Below are 15,752 nucleotides of genomic sequence, written 5' to 3' on the forward strand. Positions count from 1 at the left end.
GGCGCGGACGGGTGAGGCGGGGACGCTGTGGGTGCTGCGGCCGCCGTCGCCCCGCCGGATGCGGCGAGGGCGAGGGTGAGGGCGAACACCGCGGTGAGACGTGATCGCATGTGGTGATCATCACCCCGTCCGGCGGCGCCGGCGGGGATCTCGCCGGATCCGGCCACCGGCGCCGCGGGGCCGCCTCCGGTCCTCCGGGGCCCCTCCGCCGCGTCGCGGCGGGCCGCGCCGTCCCGTCCCGGAGGGCCGGGCCCTCGTCAGACGGGCCGCGAAGGTGAATACTGAATCTCGTTCGGTAACCCCCTGAGCGGAGGATCAACGGTGTCCGAGACCTTCTCGATGACCATCGACGGCGCGGCGGTGGACGCGCCCGGCACCTTCGGGGTGATCAATCCGGCGACCGGCGAGGTGGCCGAGCAGGCTCCCGACGCCTCCCGGGAGCAGCTCGACGCGGCGATGGCCTCCGCGCAGGCGGCGTACCCGGACTGGCGCCGCGACGAGGCGGTGCGCCGCAAGGCGCTGCTCGCCGCGGCCGACGTCATGTTCGCCCGGTCGGAGGAGATCGGCCGCATCCTGACCCTGGAGCAGGGCAAGCCCCTCGCCGACGCGACCATGGAGGTCGTCGGCGCCGGCGTGTGGCTGAAGTACTTCGCCGACCTGGAGCTGCCCCGCGAGATCATCCAGGACGACGCCGCCGCGCTGGTCGAGGTCGTCCGCCGCCCGATGGGCGTGGTCGCCGCGATCACCCCGTGGAACTACCCGCTGCTGCTCGGCGTGTGGAAGATCGCGCCGGCGCTGCTCGCGGGCAACACCGTGGTGCTGAAGCCGTCCCCGTTCACCCCGCTGTCCAGCCTGAAGCTCGGCGAGGTGCTGCGGGACGTGCTGCCGCCCGGCGTGCTGAACGTGGTCACCGGCGGCGACGAGCTCGGCGCCTGGATGACCGCGCACGACGTCCCCCGCAAGATCAGCTTCACCGGCAGCGTCGCGACCGGCAAGCGCGTCGCCGCCGCGGCGGCCCCCGACCTCAAGCGCGTCACGCTGGAGCTCGGCGGCAACGACCCGGCGATCCTGCTGGACGACGCCGACCCGGCCGCGGTCGCCGACCGGCTGTTCGGCGCGGCGTTCCAGAACAACGGCCAGGTGTGCTCGGCGATCAAGCGGGTGTACGTGCCGGAGGCGCTCTACGGCGACGTGGTCGACGCCCTCGCCGAGCGGGCGAAGGCCGCCAAGGTCGGCGACGGCATGCAGGAGGGCGTCCAGTACGGGCCGATCAACAACAGGCCGCAGTACGAGCGGGTGTCGGAGCTGGTCGCCGACGCGATCGCGGGCGGCGCCCGGGCCGCGGCCGGCGGGAAGCCGGTCGACGGGCCCGGGTACTTCTTCGAGCCCACGATCCTCGCCGACATCGAGGACGGCGCCCGGATCGTGGACGAGGAGCAGTTCGGCCCCGCGCTGCCGATCGTGAAGTACACCGACGTCGAGGACGCGCTCGCCCGCGCCAACGGGACCAGCTTCGGGCTGTCCGGCTCGGTGTGGGGCGCCGACGCCGACCGGGCCGCGGAGGTCGCCGGGCGGCTGGAGTGCGGCACCGCCTGGGTCAACACCCACCTCGCGCTCGCCCCGCACCAGCCGTTCGGCGGATTCAAGTGGAGCGGCGTCGGCGTCGAGAACGGCCCGTGGGGCCTGTACGGGTTCACCGAGCTCCAGGTGATCCACCGCTCCAAGCTCTGAGCGCCGCTCGGCGGTGAGGGCCCGGCCGCGCCGGGCCCTCACCCGTCTCCGCCGCGCACTGCATGAGCGGAAAGTCACGACTTCGAGTCCGGAAAGTGACATGGCCACTACTGGCGGTCGGGTCATGGAATGGGACACTTTCTGAGCGGGGGCCGTGGAGACCGCACCGCGACCTGTGAAGGAGCCGCATGCAGAAGTGGGACGTCATGCGCCAGGACGATCTCGGCAACACTTTCCAGGTGGCCTCCCATGACTCGCGCATTTCGGCATTGGCGCAGGTCCTGGTGATGGAGAGCGGCGTCCGGCACAAGCAGTCGTACTGGGTGGACGGGCCGCCGGGGCCCGCCGTCCGCACCAACCGCGACCTTTACCTGGTGTTCCTGCATCTCGGTCAGGAGGCCCGGGCGGCGTCCTGGTCGCTGTCGGCGTTCCTGCGGTCGCTGTGGAAGGTCAGCGCTCCGCTGAGTGACCGGCCCCGCCTCGAACCCGACGACGTGGCGGCGATGTTCGCGGCGGCGTCCACCACCCCGCCCGCGGACTTCGACCCGGCGTGGCGCGGCAAGGACCTGTCGCTGCCCGGCCCCGAGCCGGACGGGTACGCCGACTGGGAGCGGGTCCTGCTCTCCCAGATCGCCGACCTGGAGGACTTCCTCACCCATCCCCCGGGCCCGCAGGCCCGGTTCGGCGCGGACGCGCCCCGCCCGCCCGGCTCGGGCTCCCGCGCCACCCCCGCCCGCTGGTACAACTTCGACCCGGCGACGTACCTGGAGTGCGCGGTCGCCGGCAGCCTCGGCGGCTGGGACGCCGCCGACGGCGCGCGCGTGCCGCTGCCGCCCCGGCCCGGGGAGCCGCCGGCCCGGTCCTACGTCCGGACGATCACCACCATGAGCTGGGGCGATCTGGCCCGCATCGCGGTGTGCGGCCAGGTGTACGAGTAGCCCGCCCCGTTCGCGCCGCCGGTCCCGCGTGGTAGGAGTGGGGACATGAGCGGCAGGCCGGTGGAGATCGCCGACCGGGGCGGCTGGCGGCTGGCGCGCGGGCGCCCGCACCCGGCGCTGCGCCCGTTCCTGCGCTCCTACGACGGCTACCGGGAGACGCTCACCGTCCCCACCCGGATGCGGACGCTGCCCGTCCGCACCACCGTCGTGATCATCAACCTGGGCCCGCCGCTCTACATGAGGGTCCCCGACCCCGGCGTCGGCGACCGCGAGTACGGGTCGTTCGTCGCCGGGATGCACGACGGCCACGGGATGTACGTCAGCCCCGGCGGGCAGCGCGGCATCCAGCTCGACGTGACGCCGCTCGGCGCGTACACCCTGCTCGGCGTCCCGATGGCGCGGCTCACCAACGCCGCCGCCGACCTGGCCGACCTGCTCGGACCGCAGGCCCGCACGCTGGTCGAGCGGCTCGCCGACGCACCGTCCTGGGGCGCCCGCTTCGACCTCCTCGACGACTTCCTGCTGCGCCGCCTCGACACCGGCCCGGTCCCCGACCGGGAGGTGGCGCGGGCGTGGCGGCTGCTCGAGGGCGACCCGGCCGCCACGGTCGCCGACCTCGCCGCCGACGTCGGCTGGAGCCGCAAGCACCTGACCCACCGGTTCCGCGAGCAGGCGGGGCTGCCGCCCAAGGTGATGGCGCGGGTGCTGCGCTTCCAGCGCGCGGTCGACCTGCTGACCGGCGGCGCCCCGCTCGCCGCCGCGGCGGCCGCCGCCGGCTACTACGACCAGGCGCATCTCAACCGCGAGTTCCGCGCCCTGTCGGGCTGCACGCCGACCGAGCTGATCGGCGGGCAGCTCGAACAGCAGCGCGTCAGCACCCTCCACGAGCTCGCCTGACGCGCGTCACCCCTGGTGGACGCCGCCGCCGAGGTTCATCACGATGACCCCGGCCACGACGATCGCGGCGCCGGCGATGGTGACCGGCTTGACCGGCTCGCCGAACAGCAGCACGCCGCCGGCGAACGCGCCGATCGTCCCGAGCGCGGACCAGATCGCGTAGACCGGGCCGACGTTCAGCGACGTCAGGGCCTTGGCCATGAAGACGAACGAGATCAGGTAGCCGGCCGCCACGATCAGCGACGGCCACAGCCTGGTGAACCCCTCGGAGGCGCGCATCGCCAGCGTCGCCGTCACCTCGAAGGCGATCGCGAGCCCGAGCAGCACGAACGGCATCAGCCCGCCTCGCCGTACTCGGCGGCGATCGCCTCGAACACCTTCATGTCGGCCTCCCACGGCGTGCCGGGCCGCGGCCAGTGCACCGCGATCTCGGTGAAGCCGAGCTCGGCGTAGCGGCCCGCCAGGTCGGCGAACGCGTCGAGCGACTCCAGCCACGGCTCATCGGTGAACCCCGTCATCAGGATCAGGTCGTCGAGTTCGCGGCCCTCCTCGCCGCACGCGGCCTCCAGCTCGGCGAGCCGGGTGCGCACGACCTCAAGCGGCGCGTCGCCGCCGCCCTCACCGCTGGTCACCCAGCCGCTGCCGTACCGGGCGGCGACCCGCATCCCGCGCGGCCCGTTGCCCGCGATGACGAACGGCACGCGGGGGCGCTGGACGCATCCGGGCCTCTCGACGACCTCCCGCGCGGAGTAGTACGTCCCCTCGAAGGTCGTCTCCGGCTCGGTCAGCAGCCGGTCGAGCAGCTGCACCCATTCGGCGAACCGGGACGCGCGCTCGCCGGGCGTCCACTCGTCCCCGCCGAGGACGCCCGCGTCGCTGGTGCGGTGCGTCCCGCCGGACCCGATCGCGAGGGTCAGCCGCCCGCCGCTGATGTGGTCGATCGTCTTGGCGGCGTGCGCCGTCGGGACCGGATGCCGGAAGTTCGGCGAGGTCACCAGCGTGCCGATCCTGACCCGGGACGTCACGGCCGCGGCGGCGGCCAGCGTCGTGTACGCGTCGTACCAGGGCGTCGCCCCGCGCCAGGCGAGGTGGTCGTAGACCCAGGCGTGGCGGAAGCCGAGGTCCTCGGCGCGCCGCCACGACTCCCCCGCCTCCGGCCAGGACTGCGTCGGCCACATCACGGTGCCGATCCTCGGTGCCGTCACCCGCTCCTCCGTTCTCATCGGTCAATCATGCCGCGGCCCGCCGGTCCACCGGCGCAGCGCCCACCACCAGTGCGCGGCGCGCGCCACCGCCGCGCCGCCCTCCGGGTCGTGCAGCGGGCGGCCGGTCAGCTCCCGCAGCCGCCGGATCCGGTACTTGACGGTGTTGCCGTGGACGTGCAGCGCCGCCGCCGTCGGCTCGATGCGGCCGCCGTGGTCGAGGTAGGCCAGCGCCGTCTCCGCCAGCTCCAGGTGGAACGGGTCGTCCCGGTCGAGCCCGGACAGCAGCGCGGCGGCGAGCAGCTCCCCCAGCTCCGGTTCGGCCTCGGCGGCGGTGAGCAGTGCGAGGTCGGCCAGCTCCCGCAGGCCGGCCAGCCCGGCCCCGGCGGCCGCCCGGAGCGCGCGGCGCCCCAGCGCGTACATCGGCGCGACCCCGGCCGGGCGGGCGCGCGGCGCCGCGACCAGCAGCGGGCCGGGCGGCGCCGGGTCCGGCAGGCGGGCGACCAGCGCGGCGAACCGCCCGTCCACCAGGCCGCACAGACCCGGTCCCGCCGCGGTCAGCTCCATCTCCAGCCGGGCGGCCACCGCGGGGTCGCTGACGTCCGACACCACGCAGTGGTACGCGGCGGCCGGGTCGAGCGGCGCGCGGACCGGGACCGCCTCGCCGTGCAGCAGCTGCCGGAGCATCTGCACCCGGGCCTCCCGCGCCGTGCGGGCCGTCTCCAGCTCGGTGACCCGGTGCGCGTGGACCATCCGGTGCACCAGCGCGGAGGTGATCTCGTCGATGCGGGTCACGCCGTCCAGCAGCACGGCGTCCGGCACGCCCATGCGGCGGCCCCCCTCGACGAGCGTGCGGACGACGTGGGCGCGGCCCGCCTGGAAGCCGTCCAGGAACGCCTCGACCGGCACGCCCTGCCGCGCCCGGTCCGAGCCGAGCCGCTCGGCCGCGGCGAGGACGTCCTCGCCGAGCCCGCCGCCCTCCAGCGCGGCGAGCACGCCGCGCATCAGGGCGCGGACGTGCCGCCTGGTCTCCTCCTCGGGCAGCGCCGCCACCGGCTCCGAGCGGCTCCGGGCCGCGCGGACCGTCGCCTCCAGCACCGCCGGGTCGTCGCCGTGCTCGATCAGCAGCCGCAGGAACCGGTCTCCCGTGCCGACCTCCATCCCCGCATTCTGCCGTCCCGTTGTCCCGTCCGGACAACCGGGTGCGCGACGCTTGGGCCGCTCCGGTCTAGCCGGACGCGGGGGCGATGGTGTTCGGTGGGGGCAGACGAGCACAAGGAGTCGCATCGATGTCCGATGAGGACGAGTTCCTGGAGAAGCTGCCGACCGACCTGATCTTCCGGCTGCCGCCCTCGTTCGACGACGTCGAGGACGAGCGCCGGCACCGCAAGGAGCGGCTCGCCGCCGCGCTGCGCATCTTCGGGAAGTTCGGCTTCGAGGAGGGCGTGGCGGGCCACATCACCGCCCGCGACCCCGAGCGGCCCGACCACTTCTGGGTCAACCCGTTCGGCATGTCGTTCAAGCACATCAGGGTCAGCGACCTGATCCTGGTCGACCACGAGGGCAAGGTCGTCGAGGGCCGCTACCCGGTCAACGAGGCCGCCTTCGCGATCCACTCGCAGGTGCACCAGGCGCGGCCGGACGTGGTGGCCGCCGCGCACAGCCACTCCACCTACGGACGGGCGATCTCGGCGCTCGGCCAGAAGCTGGAGCCGATCACGCAGGACGTCTGCGCGTTCTACCAGGACCACGGCCTGTTCGACGACTACACCGGCGTCGTCACCGACCTGGAGGAGGGCAAGCGCATCGCCGCGGCCCTCGGCGGCAACAAGGCGGTCATCCTGCGCAACCACGGGCTGCTGACCGTCGGCGACACCGTGGACGCCGCCGCCTGGTGGTTCATCACGATGGAGCGCTCCTGCCAGGTGCAGCTCCTGGCTAAGGCCGCCGGGCAGGTCGTCCCCATCGAGCACGACAACGCCGTCCTGACCCACGAGCAGATCGGCAACGACCTGGTCGGCTGGATCAACTACCAGCCGCTCTACGACCAGATCACCCGGGAGCAGCCCGACCTGTTCGAGTAGGCCCCGCCTCCCCCGGCCCCGGCGTCCCCGCGCGCGCCGGGGCCTGCGCATGCCCGCCCCCGGCGCCCGGGTCGTGGTGGGCCAGCAGGACCCGGACGATGCGCTCGAAGGCCGTCCGGTCCTGCGCGGAGAGGGGCGCCAGGAACTCGGCGTCGACCTCGGCCGCGCGGCGGGTGACCTCCTCCAGTTCCGCGCGCCCCTCCGGCGTCAGCTCGACCATGTAGCGGCGCCGGTCGGCCGGGTCGCGCTCGCGGCGGACCAGCCCGGCGCCCTCCAGCCGGCCGGCGACCTCGACGAGGTCGCTGGGATCGATGCGCAGGCGCGCGCCGAGCTCGCGCTGCGAGGCCGGGCCGGACTCGTCCAGCGCCGACAGGACGGCGAAGTGCCAGAGACCCAGGCCGTGCTCGGCCATCATCCCGCCCATGCGCGCGCGGCCGGCCCGCCCGGCGCGGGCGAGCACGAACGTGGTGATCCCGAGGAGGCGGGGCGGCAGCGCTCCGGCGTTCTCGTCCATCCGCCTATTGTAGGGTTACCCCAATCGTTGGTGAACACCCATGGAAAGGAAAGGTGTGATGGACGCGCTCTACCCGCGCCTGCTCGTGGACGACTTCGGCGCCTGCGCCCGCTTCTACGAGGCGGCGCTGCGCGAACTCCTCGGGATCGAGCCGGTCAAGATGCTGCCCGCAGCCGAGTACGCGAACTGGGATCTGAAGGACGAGGCCGTGCTGGTCCTGATGGGGCGCGCCCGGATGGCGGAGGCCGTGGGCACGGGCGGGCTCCCGGCCCCGTCCGGGCAGGACCGGGCCATGCTGGTGCTGCGCGTGGACGACGTCGACGCGGCGGCCGAGGCGCTCGCCGGGCTCGGCGCCGTCCCGGTCGCGCCGGCCCAGGACCGTCCCGAATGGGGACCGGGGCTGCGCACGGCCCACCTGCGCGACCCGGGCGGCAACCTGCTCGAACTGCAGTCCTACTGAGGGGATTCGGCCGGAGGGGATTCGGCGTTGGCGGGCTCGGTCAGCGGGAGGAGGACCCGGAACCGGGTGTCGCCCGGCAGGGACGACGCCACCTTGATGTCGCCGCCGTGGCGGCCGGCGACGATGCGCCACGAGATGTCGAGGCCGAGGCCGGTGCCCTGGCCGACCGGCTTGGTCGTGAAGAACGGGGTGAAGATCCGGTCGACGTCCTCGTCGGGGATGCCCGCCCCGGTGTCGCCGATCTCCACGACCGCGTTGTCGTTCTCACGGGCGGTCCGGACGGTGAGGGTGCCCGAGCCCTGCATCGAGTACAGCGCGTTGACGATCAGGTTCGTCCAGACCTGGTTCAGCTCCGCCGCGTAGACCGGGACGGGCGGCAGCGACTCGTCGTAGTCGATCTTGACCGTGACGTCCGGGCCGATCTTGCGCTTGAGCATGGTGAGCGTGCTGTCCAGCAGCTCGCGCAGGTCGGTCCGCTGGTAGGCGGCGCGGTCGAGCTGGGAGTACTGGCGGGCCGAGTCCAGCAGCGCGGTGATGCGGCCCATCGCCTCGGAGATCTCCGCCTGCAGCTGCGCGACCTCCAGCACCTCCGACAGCCACCGCATCGCCGCCGGCAGGTGCTCGCCCGCGGCGTCCGCGACGGCCTCCGCCTGCTCGACCCCGAGCCCGGCGGCGACCAGGCCGGGCGCGAGGTCCCACGCCTCGCCGACGCCGTGCTCCTCCAGCCAGTCGCCGAGCTCGTCCTCGGCATCGCTGACGTCCAGCGGGCTGCGGCGGCCGGGCTGCGGCGCGGGCAGCGCCGGGCGCAGCGACACGAGCGCGCTCAGGTGCGTGCAGTCGACGCCCCGCGCGGCGAGGTCGGCCAGCGTCCGCTGGGAGGCCAGCAGCCGGTCGCCGAGCTCGGCGCTCGCCCGCGCGGCGGCCGCGGCCGGGTTGTTCAGCTCGTGGGTGAGGCCCGCGGTGATCGTGCCGAGCGCGGTGAGCCGCTCCCGCTGGTCCACCACGCGCCGCGCGTTCGTCATCCCGAAGAAGACGCCCTCCAGCAGGTGCGCGCCCATCGGGAACCACTTGCGGACGGCCTTGGCGAACTTGCGGGCCGGGAGCCGGAACATCCGCGCCGGGCGGGTCGCCCGCAGCGTGTGCTGGTAGCGCTGCTCGATCTTGTCGCCCAGGTACGCCTGCACGGCGCCGCCGTAGGTGCCGGGCCGGTCCGTCCGGCTGACCTCCACGGCGTGGCCCCGTACGTTCTGGGTCATCACCATCTCGCCGTCCAGCAGCACGTACAGGAACTCGGCGGCGTCTCCCTGCGCGCAGATCACGCCGTCCGCCGGGTACTCCTCCACCGTCCCGTACTGCGACAGCCAGGCGAGCTTCTCCTCGTCGAGGTCCTCGAAGAGGAACAGCCCCCGCAGCTCCTCCGGTGACGCAGTGGTCATGCCTGCTCCAAATAGCGGTGGACGAGGGCGACGGCCATCGCGCCGTCGCCGACCGCCGAGGCGACCCGCTTCATCGACTCGGCGCGGACGTCGCCCGCGGCGAACACGCCGGGGACGCTGGTCTCCAGGTGGTAGGGCTGGCGGGCGAGCGGCCAGCCCGCCGGGCGGCGGCGGCCCCCGGCGACCAGGTCGGGGCCCGTCAGCAGGTAGCCGCGCGCGTCGCGTTCGACGAAGCCGTCCAGCCACTCGGTGCACGGCTCGGCGCCGATGAACACGAACAGCCAGTGCGCGTCGATCGTCTTCTTGCCGGCGGGCGAGGCGAACGTGAGCCGCTCCAGCCGGTCGGCGCCGTCCGCGCCGCACACGGTCTTGCCGGTGTGCACCTCGATGTTGGGGGTCGCCGCGATCTGCTCGATCAGGTAGTGCGACATCGACCGCTCCAGGCCGTCCGCCCGGACGATCATGTGCACCTTCTTCGCGAACCGGGCGAGGTACACGGCGGCCTGCCCGGCCGAGTTGGCGCCGCCGACGACGGCGACCTCCTCGTCTCTGCACGCCGGAGCCTCGGTGAGCGCGGCGCCGTAGTACACGCCGCGGCCGACGAAGTCGTCCACCCCCGCGGCGCCGAGCCGCCGGTAGGAGACGCCGGTGGCGAGGATGACGGCGTGCGCGGCGATCTCCGTGCCGTCGGCCAGCCGCGCCACCCGGGCGGTGCCGCGCGCCTCCAGCGCGGTGACCTCCCCGGCCTGCAGCAGCTCGGCGCCGAACCGCCCGGCCTGCCGGCGGGCCCGGTCGGCGAGCGCCGACCCGGTCACCCCGTCGGGGAAGCCGAGGTAGTTCTCGATGCGGGAGCTCTGCCCGGCCTGCCCGCCGAGGGCGTGCCGCTCGACGACGACGGTCCGCAGCCCCTCCGACGCGCCGTACACGGCCGCGCCCAGGCCGGACGGCCCGCCGCCCACGACGATCAGGTCGTAGAACCCGGTGGACGGGGTGCTGGACAGCCCGATCGCGGCGGCCAGCTCGGCGTCGGACGGGGCGGACAGCTCGGCGCCGTCCTTCGTCACCACCAGCGGGAGCTCCGGGGACCCGGCGGCGACGACGAGCTCGGCGCCCTCCGGGTCGGTGTCCATCAGCCAGGTGTAGGGCACCTGGTGGCGGGCGAGGAAGTCGCGGACCTCGTAGGAGCGCGACGACCAGCGGTGCCCCACCACGCGCAGCTCCTGCTCGTCCGGCCGCCGCCGGTCCTCCCGCCGCCACGCGTCGAGCAGCGAGTCGATCACCGGGTAGAACTTCTCGTCCGGCGGGTCCCACGGCTTGAGCAGGTAGTGGTCGAGGTCGACGTCGTTGATCGCGCGGATCGCCGCGTCGGTCTCGGCGTAGGCGGTGAGCAGGACGCGCCGCGCGAACGGGAACAGGTCCATGGCGTGCTCGAGGAACTCCACGCCGTCCATGCCGGGCATCCGGTGGTCGGCGAGCAGCACGGCGGTGTCCTCGCCGCGCAGCCGCAGCTCCCGCAGCGCCTCCAGGGCCTGCCGTCCCGACTCGGCGCGGACGACGCGGTACGACTCGGCGTACCGGCGGCGCAGGTCGCGCGCCACGGCGCGGGACACCCCCGGGTCGTCGTCCACGGTCAGCAGTACGGGCTTGGGCACCGTGTCTCCCTCTTCCGCCGGAACCCCGCACAAGAGCCTACGTGGCCCAGGCCACTCCCGGCACACCCGGACACCCCGCCTCCCGCCCGGCGCCGCGCCATCCGTCATGATCGGGGCATGGACCTGCGTGTTGCGCTGATCGGATACGGCACCGGCGGCTCGGTCTTCCACGCCCCGCTGATCACGTCCGTCCCGGGGCTGCGGCTGGCCGCGGTCGTCACCCGCGCGCCGGAACGGCAGCGGGCCGTCCGGGAGCGGTACCCCGAGGCCGACGTCGTGGACCGGGCCGACCGGCTGTGGAGCGCGCCGGACGCCTACGACCTCGTCGTCATCGCCGCGCCCAACCGGCAGCACGTCCCGCTCGCCCGGGCGGCGCTGACGGCGGGCGTCCCCGTCGTCGTGGACAAGCCGGTGGCCGCGTCCGCCGCGGACGCCCGCTCCCTCGCCGCGCTGAGCGCCGTGCGGGGGCTGCCGGTGTTCCCGTACCACAACCGCCGCTGGGACGGCGACTTCGTCACGGCGTCGCGGCTGATCGGCTCCGGCGCGCTCGGCGGCGTCCAGCGGTTCGAGTCCCGGTTCGAGCGCTGGCGGCCCGAGGTGAAGGCCGGCTGGAAGGAGAGCACCGACCCCCGCGACGCCGGCGGCATCCTGTTCGACCTGGGCTCCCACCTCATCGACCAGGCGGTCGTCCTGTTCGGCCGCCCCGCCCGCGTCTACGCCGAGATCGACACCCGCCGCCGGGGCGCGACCGCCGCCGACGACGTGTTCCTCGCCCTCGCCCACCGGGACGGCGTCCGCTCGCACCTCTGGATGAGCGCCACGGCCGCGCATCTGGGCCCGCGCTTCCGGGTCCTGGGCAGCCGCGCGTCCTACACGGTGTCCGGCATGGACCCGCAGGAGGACCAGCTGCGCGCGGGCCTCACCCCCAAGGACCCCGGCTACGGCATCGCCGCACCGGACGCGCACGGCCTGCTCGGCGCGCCCGGGGAGGCGGCCCCCGAGCCCACCGCGCCGGGCGCCTACCAGGACTTCTACGCGGGCGTCGTCCGCGCCCTGCGCGACGGCGCGCCGCCGCCCACCACGCTCACCGACGCGATCACCGGCCTGGAGGTCATCGAGGCCGCCGCCCGCTCCGCCCGGGAGGACGCCGTCGTCGACCTCGACGCTCAGTAGCGCAGGTCGGCGACCACGCCGTAGTGGTCGGACGGGACGACGCCGCCGACGGGCCGGTCCCCGAGCAGCGCGCAGCGGACGGGATGCCCGGCGCCGCCCGCGCGCGGCCAGGCCGAGAAGATGTAGTCGATGCGGCGGTCCGGCCACAGCACGGGCCGCGTCCAGGGGTTCGCCGCGCTCCAGGTGTGCCCGGGGGTGCCGTCCCCGGCCGCCGCCCACGCGTCGTAGAACACCACGCCGGGCGCCGCGACGGCGGCGCGCCCGGTGAGCATGCGGATCTCGTCGGAGTCGGGGTCGGCGTTGAAGTCGCCCGCGACCACGACCGGCGCGTCCCGTCCGGTCGTCTCCCGCACGAAGGCGCCGAGGCCGCGGACCTGCTCCTGCCGCTCCGCGCTGTGGTTCAGCTTCCAGCCGAGGGCGGCGCCGAAGACGTGCAGGGCGCCGCGCGGGCCGTCGGCCCGCGCGTGGACGGCGAGGCCGCCGTCCGCCCCGGCCCGCTCGCCGAGGCGCCGCTCGCCGGTGCGGCCGAGGGGCCACCGGGACAGCACGGCGATCCCGGAGCGGCCCCCGGCGGGCGCGCCGGAGTCCCCTCCGCGGAACACCGCGTGCGGCAGGCCGAGCGCCGCGCCGAGCCGGGCGGCCTGCGAGTCGCCGCCGTCCTCCCACGCCTCGACCAGCACCGCGATGTCGGGGGCGGCGTCGCGGAGCACGGCGGCGATCGCCGCCTCCCGGTCGGCCCAGGGGCCGTAGCGGTCCCAGACGTTCCAGGACGCGACGCGGACCGTGGTCTCGATCAGGGGGCCGTAGGGCTCCTCGATGTCGTAGGTCATGCTCCGAGCGTCCCCCTCCCGGGGCGGCGGTCAGAGGACGGAGACGTGGACGTGGTCGAAGTGGTTCTGCGTGATGCTGCCGCGGTCCTCCATCTGGCGCCAGCCGCCGCTGCTGCGCATGTCGTAGATGCGCTGCTTCCAGATGACGTACTTGATGCCGAGGCGGGACGCGTTGTCGATGACGTACTGGGCGACGCGGTCGCCGTGCGCCTGGGCGGAGGCGCTCGGCATCTTCCCGCCGGTGCTCTCCATGAAGTCGCACGCGGTGCCGGAGCCGTGGTCCTGCGGGTCGCCGGGCCGGGTGCAGCCGATCGTCGGGAACGGGCCGAACTTGCCGTCGATCTCCAGCAGGACCGTGCGCATCCGGGCGGTGACCGAGTCGCCCACGATCGGGGACTTGGTGCCGCTGACCCCGTCGGGGCGGCCGCCGCCGACGGGCGCCTTCGTCACCTCGGGCTTGTACTTGGCGAGCAGCTTCTTCACACGGGTGCGCTGGCTCTCCAGGTCCTCGATCTCCTCCTTGACCTCCGCCAGCTTCTTCTTCGCCGTCTCGTGCGACTGCTGCGCCTTGGTCGTGAGGGCCTGCAGGTTCTGGATGCGGCGGCCGTTGTTCCGGCTGATGTGCTCGATGACGGCGGCGTCGTGGACGGCGGCGCCGGGCTCGGCCGACGAGATGATGGGGATCATGTCGAGCCGGCCCGTCATGTACGTCGTGGACGCGAGCCGGGCGACGCCGGCCCGGGCGGCGTCGTACTCGCGGTCGGCCTTCAGGGCCGCCGCGCCCGCCCGCTCGGCGGCCTTCTTCGCCTCCTCCAGCGAGATGAGCTCGCCCCGGTACTCCTTCGCGAGCTTCTCCGAGCGCGCCTTCAGCTCGGCGTACTCCTTCTTGAGGTCCTTCGGCTCCTGCGGAAGCCCCGCGGCGCTCCCGGACACCGGCGGCAGCGCCGCCGACACGGCCACCGCGAGCGCGATCGCGGTGGCGCGCCTCGCGATCGTGCGCCCGCGCGACGCACGGGCCGTCCTGCCGCCTGGATCGAGGGCCGCCACAGATCTCTCCCGGATAACAAAGCCAAAGATTGGCGGCACGCTACCACAATCGTCCATTTAGCCTCAGAGGCTTCAGAAAACACACTGGGTCATGCGCCGGACACGACCCGGGGCCGGCCCGCCCGGCGGCGGTCCGGCCCCTGCCCCGTCACAGGCCGACGAGCTCCTCCCAGCGCGGCACCCGAGGCTCCCACAGCGGCCGCAGCCCGGCCTCGGCGACCGTCCGGTCCCCCTTGCGGTTGTTGCACTTCCCGCACGCCAGGACGGTGTTCTCCCAGGTGTCGCCGCCGCCGCGCGACTGCGGGTGGACGTGGTCGATCGTGTTCCCGCGCTTGCCGCAGTAGCAGCAGCGCCCCCGGTCGCGCAGGTACACGCCGCGCTTGCTCCACGGCGGCCGCCTCCCGTGCCGCCAGCGCATCGCGACGTACCGGACGAGCCGCAGGACCCGCGGCACGGGGAAGCGGCCGAAGGTCCGCCCCTCCTCCGCCTCCTCGACGACCGCCACCTCGCGCACCAGCATGCGGATGGCGTGCCGCAGGTCCACCCTTTGTAAGGGCTCGTAAGACGCGTTCAAAACGAGCACGTTCACCGGCTCACCTCCTCACCCTGCACGACTCTCCACCGCCCCTTTCCGCCCGCAACACCAGACGAAAAGACGAACGCCCGGAAACTCCGGCAATTACCGACCATTCCCGGAACCCCCATAAGACTGCCGACTAAACCCCACCACAGCAACGCATTTTCCTCCACCCTCGCTACCCGCCCCCTGCCCCGGCGCGCCTCCGTACTCCCCCGTCCATTGTGGCCATCCCGACCCCGACAGGCCCCAGGACCCCCGCTCAGCACACCCACGGCGCCATCCCGGACGCCCCTTCGCCATGGCGCCGATCTCACGCCTCCACTATCCGGACCACCCCCGCCACAAAGGCGCCCGACCCGCACCTGACCCTCCGGACACGGCCCCGGCCCGCGCGGCCGCGTCTCCCACGACGCCCGGGGAACTTGCTGCACGACGAGCAACCCGACCATCCGCCCGCCAACTGGAACAAACGCGTCACCCCGGCCCGTCAATGACCTCGCCGGCCCTCTCGGTGAAGGACTTCCCCACCGCCAACGACCTGGCGTATCGCACCGACTAGTGCGACTCGCCAAGCTCACAGCCGCATGCACCCGACACGGCGCGGCACATTCCATAAGAAGTCCGGACAACCGCCGAAACTCCCCCAACACGGTCCGGTCGCGAGCTCTTTGCCCCGGAGGCAGACCAGGCGGCACGGCCGCCGGACCCGGCCGACCTCGCCCTTGCGGCAGCCGGTTGTGCTCGGTCGACCTGGTCGGCAGCGTGGGCCCGAACTGGTCGCCGTTCGGCATGAGCGCGAAGACGGCATGATCTGCATCGCCGACCAGCCGTGCCCGCCCGATAGGAGCAGCCCGTGAGCACCTCACCGTCCGAGTCGAACTGTGGGCCGCCTTCGTAGACGCCGAACGCGAACTCCACCGCCGCCAAGCGGACTTCTATCGGAACGCCCAGGACAGAGTGGAGATCCTCAAGGCCGCCCGAAGGGTGGCGCCTGGCAACAGGGGGCGGCCCTCGGCTTCCTCGGGACATTTCCACAGGACGGCCCCAGACTCCTCCCCCGTCATGGACCAGCTCGGCTCGGCCGACTGCGACGACTACCGCCGCCTCGCCGAGCTCCTCGCCCATATCAAGGCATGGCCGCTCCTTGAAGAACTCGTCCACCGGGCTCGGGCGGCCGGTGATCCCGATCTCCAGGAAGTCGGCGAGGA

The 15,752-nt window shown here is 73.9% G+C and carries 15 protein-coding genes; 6 read left to right on the top strand and 9 right to left on the bottom strand.

The features are described from left to right. Positions 1 to 321: 321 nt before the first annotated feature. The 3 genes from ACIWVC_RS03325 (at position 322) to ACIWVC_RS03335 (ending at position 3,566) form a co-directional block, all read left to right on the top strand. Positions 322 to 1,731: an aldehyde dehydrogenase family protein gene (locus tag ACIWVC_RS03325; RefSeq protein WP_396449056.1), complete on the top strand. Its 1,410-nt coding sequence runs from the start codon at positions 322 to 324 to the stop codon at positions 1,729 to 1,731. Between the two features lie 188 nt (positions 1,732 to 1,919). Continuing rightward, positions 1,920 to 2,669: a hypothetical protein gene (locus ACIWVC_RS03330; RefSeq protein ID WP_396449057.1), complete on the top strand. Its 750-nt coding sequence runs from the start codon at positions 1,920 to 1,922 to the stop codon at positions 2,667 to 2,669. 45 nt (positions 2,670 to 2,714) lie between these two features. Further along, positions 2,715 to 3,566 (top strand): helix-turn-helix domain-containing protein, encoded by an 852-nt coding sequence (locus ACIWVC_RS03335; protein WP_396449058.1) that lies wholly within the window; start codon positions 2,715 to 2,717, stop codon positions 3,564 to 3,566. A gap of 6 nt (positions 3,567 to 3,572) precedes the next feature. Here ACIWVC_RS03335 and ACIWVC_RS03340 read toward each other — a convergent pair whose 3' ends face one another. From ACIWVC_RS03340 to ACIWVC_RS03350, 3 genes are read right to left on the bottom strand one after another with little or no spacing between them, the layout of a single operon-like run. Then, complete coding sequence (locus tag ACIWVC_RS03340; RefSeq protein ID WP_396449059.1) at positions 3,573 to 3,902, bottom strand: DMT family transporter; 330 nt, start codon at positions 3,900 to 3,902, stop codon at positions 3,573 to 3,575. After that, on the bottom strand, positions 3,902 to 4,771 hold the full coding sequence (locus ACIWVC_RS03345; protein ID WP_396453779.1) for an LLM class flavin-dependent oxidoreductase: 870 nt from the start codon (positions 4,769 to 4,771) through the stop codon (positions 3,902 to 3,904). Before ACIWVC_RS03345 ends, ACIWVC_RS03340 begins: the two co-directional genes overlap by 1 nt. A gap of 21 nt (positions 4,772 to 4,792) precedes the next feature. Next, positions 4,793 to 5,929 carry a helix-turn-helix domain-containing protein gene (locus tag ACIWVC_RS03350; protein WP_396449061.1) on the bottom strand — a complete coding sequence of 379 codons (1,137 nt, stop codon included), beginning with the start codon at positions 5,927 to 5,929 and terminating at the stop codon, positions 4,793 to 4,795. Between the two features lie 128 nt (positions 5,930 to 6,057). Between ACIWVC_RS03350 and ACIWVC_RS03355 the strand changes: the two genes are divergently transcribed. Beyond that, complete coding sequence (locus tag ACIWVC_RS03355; RefSeq protein ID WP_396449062.1) at positions 6,058 to 6,852, top strand: class II aldolase/adducin family protein; 795 nt, start codon at positions 6,058 to 6,060, stop codon at positions 6,850 to 6,852. Here the strand turns inward: ACIWVC_RS03355 and ACIWVC_RS03360 are convergent. Continuing rightward, positions 6,821 to 7,366 carry a MarR family winged helix-turn-helix transcriptional regulator gene (locus ACIWVC_RS03360; protein WP_396449063.1) on the bottom strand — a complete coding sequence of 182 codons (546 nt, stop codon included), beginning with the start codon at positions 7,364 to 7,366 and terminating at the stop codon, positions 6,821 to 6,823. The two genes, ACIWVC_RS03355 and ACIWVC_RS03360, sit on opposite strands and share 32 nt — an antisense overlap. 58 nt (positions 7,367 to 7,424) lie before the next feature. On the opposite strand from ACIWVC_RS03360, the gene ACIWVC_RS03365 reads away from it, so the two are divergent. Beyond that, entirely contained in the window at positions 7,425 to 7,826 is a 402-nt protein-coding gene (locus tag ACIWVC_RS03365) for a VOC family protein (protein ID WP_396449064.1), read from the top strand. On the opposite strand, the gene ACIWVC_RS03370 is transcribed toward ACIWVC_RS03365, so the two are convergent. Then, positions 7,820 to 9,262: an ATP-binding protein gene (locus ACIWVC_RS03370; RefSeq protein ID WP_396449065.1), complete on the bottom strand. Its 1,443-nt coding sequence runs from the start codon at positions 9,260 to 9,262 to the stop codon at positions 7,820 to 7,822. The two genes, ACIWVC_RS03365 and ACIWVC_RS03370, sit on opposite strands and share 7 nt — an antisense overlap. After that, a complete protein-coding gene (locus tag ACIWVC_RS03375) occupies positions 9,259 to 10,914 on the bottom strand; it encodes an FAD-dependent oxidoreductase (RefSeq protein ID WP_396449066.1) in 1,656 nt (551 codons plus the stop codon). The genes ACIWVC_RS03370 and ACIWVC_RS03375 overlap by 4 nt, the downstream gene beginning before the upstream one ends. Positions 10,915 to 11,031: 117 nt before the next feature. Between ACIWVC_RS03375 and ACIWVC_RS03380 the strand changes: the two genes are divergently transcribed. Then, the gene (locus ACIWVC_RS03380) at positions 11,032 to 12,087 is read left to right on the top strand and encodes a Gfo/Idh/MocA family oxidoreductase (RefSeq protein WP_396453780.1); all 1,056 of its coding nucleotides are present in this window, start codon (positions 11,032 to 11,034) and stop codon (positions 12,085 to 12,087) included. Here ACIWVC_RS03380 and ACIWVC_RS03385 read toward each other — a convergent pair. The 3 genes from ACIWVC_RS03385 to ACIWVC_RS03395 all read right to left on the bottom strand — a co-directional run bounded on the left by ACIWVC_RS03385 (position 12,081) and on the right by ACIWVC_RS03395 (position 14,508). Further along, complete coding sequence (locus ACIWVC_RS03385) at positions 12,081 to 12,917, bottom strand: endonuclease/exonuclease/phosphatase family protein (protein ID WP_396453781.1); 837 nt, start codon at positions 12,915 to 12,917, stop codon at positions 12,081 to 12,083. The two genes, ACIWVC_RS03380 and ACIWVC_RS03385, sit on opposite strands and share 7 nt — an antisense overlap. Before the next feature lie 30 nt (positions 12,918 to 12,947). Further along, entirely contained in the window at positions 12,948 to 13,964 is a 1,017-nt protein-coding gene (locus tag ACIWVC_RS03390) for a hypothetical protein (protein WP_396449069.1), read from the bottom strand. Positions 13,965 to 14,112: 148 nt separating this feature from the next. Continuing rightward, positions 14,113 to 14,508 carry an HNH endonuclease gene (locus tag ACIWVC_RS03395; RefSeq protein ID WP_396449070.1) on the bottom strand — a complete coding sequence of 132 codons (396 nt, stop codon included), beginning with the start codon at positions 14,506 to 14,508 and terminating at the stop codon, positions 14,113 to 14,115. Between the last annotated feature and the right edge of the window lie 1,244 nt (positions 14,509 to 15,752).

Source organism: Actinomadura sp. (genome assembly GCF_044508335.1).
Classification (GTDB): Bacteria; Actinomycetota; Actinomycetes; order Streptosporangiales; family Streptosporangiaceae; genus Spirillospora.